At 72.2% G+C, this 3,091-nt stretch carries 1 protein-coding gene and 1 pseudogene; both read right to left on the reverse strand.

The window, feature by feature from the left end; all coding sequences use genetic code 11:
* Positions 1-1,731 (reverse strand): condensation domain-containing protein (locus CD932_RS03625; protein ID WP_176460867.1); only part of this gene is annotated, 1,731 nt, incomplete at its 3' end.
* Between the two features lie 61 nt (positions 1,732-1,792).
* Positions 1,793-3,091: pseudogene (locus tag CD932_RS03630) on the reverse strand (condensation domain-containing protein); the annotation flags it as partial.

Consider the following 3,091-nt stretch of genomic DNA (forward strand, 5'->3'; position numbering starts at 1 on the left):
CAGGCCGGCGCTCGCCAGCCCGGCTGCGGCAGCCCCGGCGGCCGGCGCATCGGCCAGCACCACGGCCGGGCGCGCGTCGGACAATATCCAGCCCAGCCGGTCGGCCGGATTGGCCGGATCGAGCGGCACATAGGCCGCGCCCGCCTTGAGCGCGCCCAGCATGGCGGCCAGCATGCGCCAGCCGCGCGTGGCGCAGATCGCCACCCGGCTGCCGGCGGCCACCCCGCGCGCCTGCAGCGCCAGCGCCACGCCATCGGCGGCGCGGTCGAGTTCAGCATAGCTTTGCACGCTGTCGCCGCAGCGCAGCGCCGTGCGCGCACCATGCGCCAGCACCGCCGCCTGCCAGGCCTGCACCAGGTTGGCGGCGGCCGGCGGCGCGCCGGCGGTGGCATCGGTCCAGGGCGACGGGGCCAGCTGGTCGAGTATCTGTCCCAGCGGCGTGAGCCAGCTTTGCGTCACGCTGGCGAGCGCGGCGACAAAGTCGTCGAGCATGGCTTGCGCGCGCCCGGCCTCAATGCGGGAGGTATCGGTCTGCAGCGCCGCCGTCCACTGTTCGCCCGGCACGATCACCAGCGCCAGCGGCAAGCTGGTGCGCTCCGACGAGGCCAGTTCAGAGAGGCGCAAACGGCCATCGGGGCGCAACTGCGACAAGGGAAAATTCTCGAATGCCACCAGCGTCTGCAGCAAGGGGGCGCCCGGCTCCACGGCGGCCCAGCGCTGGATTTCGCCCAGGTCGCAATAGCTGCGCGGTTCCAGCTCGTGCAGGCGCTGCTGCAGCCGCAAGCCCAGGTCGGCCAGGTTCTGCGCCGGATCGAGCACGATGCGCAGCGGTACCGTGTTGACGAACATGCCGACCGCGCCGAGCGCGGCGGCATCGTCGCCGCGGCCCGACACCGTCACGCCGTAGACCACATCGCGGCTGGCCGTGTGGCGCGCCAGCACCAGCGCCCAGGCCATCTGGCACAGCGTGGCCGGCGTCATGCGGCGCAAGCGGCCGGTGTCGAGCAGGCGCCGTACCAGTTCGCCATCGAGACTGACGCACGGGCGCTCCGGCGCGCTTGGCGCCGGCGCACCGGCAGGCGCCAGCGTGAGACCGGGTGCGCGCCAGCCGGCAAACATCTGGCGCCAGAACGCTGCGTCATCGTCGCGCCGCCGACCATGCATGGTGCGCAGCACGTGCGCAAAGTCGGGTGGCGTCGCCAGTTGCGTGGCGCGCGCGCCGGCGGCGGCATCGATCAGTTCATACAGCTCGGCCACCAGCAGCGATTGCGACCAGCCGTCGAGCACGATATGGTGGTGCGTGAGGATGAAGTCCCAGGCCTGCGGCCCGCGCCGCACCAGCGTGAAGCGCAGCAGCGGCGGGCGCCGCAAATTGAATGGCGCCGCCAGCTGCGCCGCCTTCAGCTCGGCCAGGCGCAGCTCGCCCGCCGCCGCGTCGTCGTCGCTCCAGTCGAGCGTGGTAATGGGCAGGGCCAGCGTGCGCAGTACCGCCTGGCGCGGTTCGGACTGGCCTTTGTGGATAAAGGCGCAGCGCAGCGCCGGGTGGCGTTCGAACAGCGTGCGCCAGGCGGACTGCACATGGTCCGGCTCGAGCGCGCCGTCGATACGGCCGCTCACCTGCAGGATATACGGGTCGTCGCCGCCGGCACTGGCGGCAACGGCGTGGAACAGCATGCCGCGTTGCAGCGGCAGCAAGGGCAGGATGGCGTCGATCTGGGACTTGTCGTTCATGGGGTTGCTCATTTCAATCATGCGTGTGGTCGTGACGCCCGGCATGCGCCGGGACGGTTACTCAATCGATCCAGCTCAATTCATCGAGCAGGGACTGCATTTCGGCCGCGCTCGGCGCAGCCCCGGCGGCGGGCGCAAGGCTGTCGAGCAGGCGCCGCACCTCTTGCCGGTGCGCCTGCGCCAGGGCGACGGCCTGGCCGCCGCGCTGGCCGGACCAGCGCACGGACAACTCATCTTTCATCAGCCAGGCGTCGACCGTCAGCGCATGCGGCAGCGGCAGGTCGGCGGCGATATCGTCTTGCGGCTGGCCGGCGGCCAGGTCGCCAAAGACACCGTGGCCAGCGTCGTCGCCGGAGCGCAGGCGCCCGAGAAAATTGAAGCCGACCCGGCAAGCCCGGTACAGCGCCGCAAAATCCTCACCCAGGCTGGCGCTGCGGTAACTGCGCAATGCGCCGAAACCGAGCCCGCCGTGCGGCAGCGCCGCCATGCGCGCGGCCAGCGCGGCAACCGCTTCGCCGTGGCGCAAACGCTGCGGAAAGGCGGCCGTAAACCAGCCCAGCGAGCCGGCGACATCGAGCGCCGGCAACGGTTCGCGGCCATGCCGCTCGCACTCGACCAGCAACTCGGGCTCGGCGCCAGCCGTCAGCACATTGCCCAGCGCCTGCAAAATCACCGCCTCGAGCATGGCCAGCGGCGGCGCGCCGGCACCCAGCGGCAGGCGCCACAGCTCGCGCCCGACACCGGCATAATCAGGCCGGGTCGCGGCGGGCACATGCAGCCCGGCCGGCGCCAGCGCGGCGCGCCAGGCCGGCGCTTCGGCGTCGAAATAAGCGCTGTCGGCCAGCATCGCCAGTTGCTGCGACCAGTACAGAAAGCTGGTCGCCGCCGTCCTGGCGGCCTGCCCCAGATAGGCGCGTTCGATCTCCATCACCAGTTGCTGCAGGCTCAGGACATCGGTCCACAGATGATGGCCCGCCAGCAGCAGGCTGGCCGCGCCTTCGGCCTCGTCCTCCCATAGCGCGCAGACAAAGGCGGGACCACGCACGGGATCGATCATGGCCCGCGCGGCGGCCATCAGGGCGCCGCGCGCCTGGCCCGGCACGCAGCGCAGCACCGGTACGGCGTGCCCCTCGCCGAGCAACTGGCGGTCCAGTTCCGGCGCCAGGCGCGCGCGCAGCAGTGGCTGGCCGGCCGTCACGCCGTGCAACGCCGCCAGCAAGCGCCCGGTGTCGACGCCGGGCGCCAGGTTCAGTTCGGCCGACAACAGGAAGCGCCGCGGCTGCCCGCCCGCCAGCTCGAGGAACCAGCGCTGCGCCGGCGCCAGCGGCGCCTCGGTCGGCGCCAGCGCTTCGGCCGGCAG

It is taken from the genome of Janthinobacterium sp. PC23-8 (assembly GCF_002250505.1).
GTDB lineage: Bacteria > Pseudomonadota > Gammaproteobacteria > Burkholderiales > Burkholderiaceae_D > Janthinobacterium.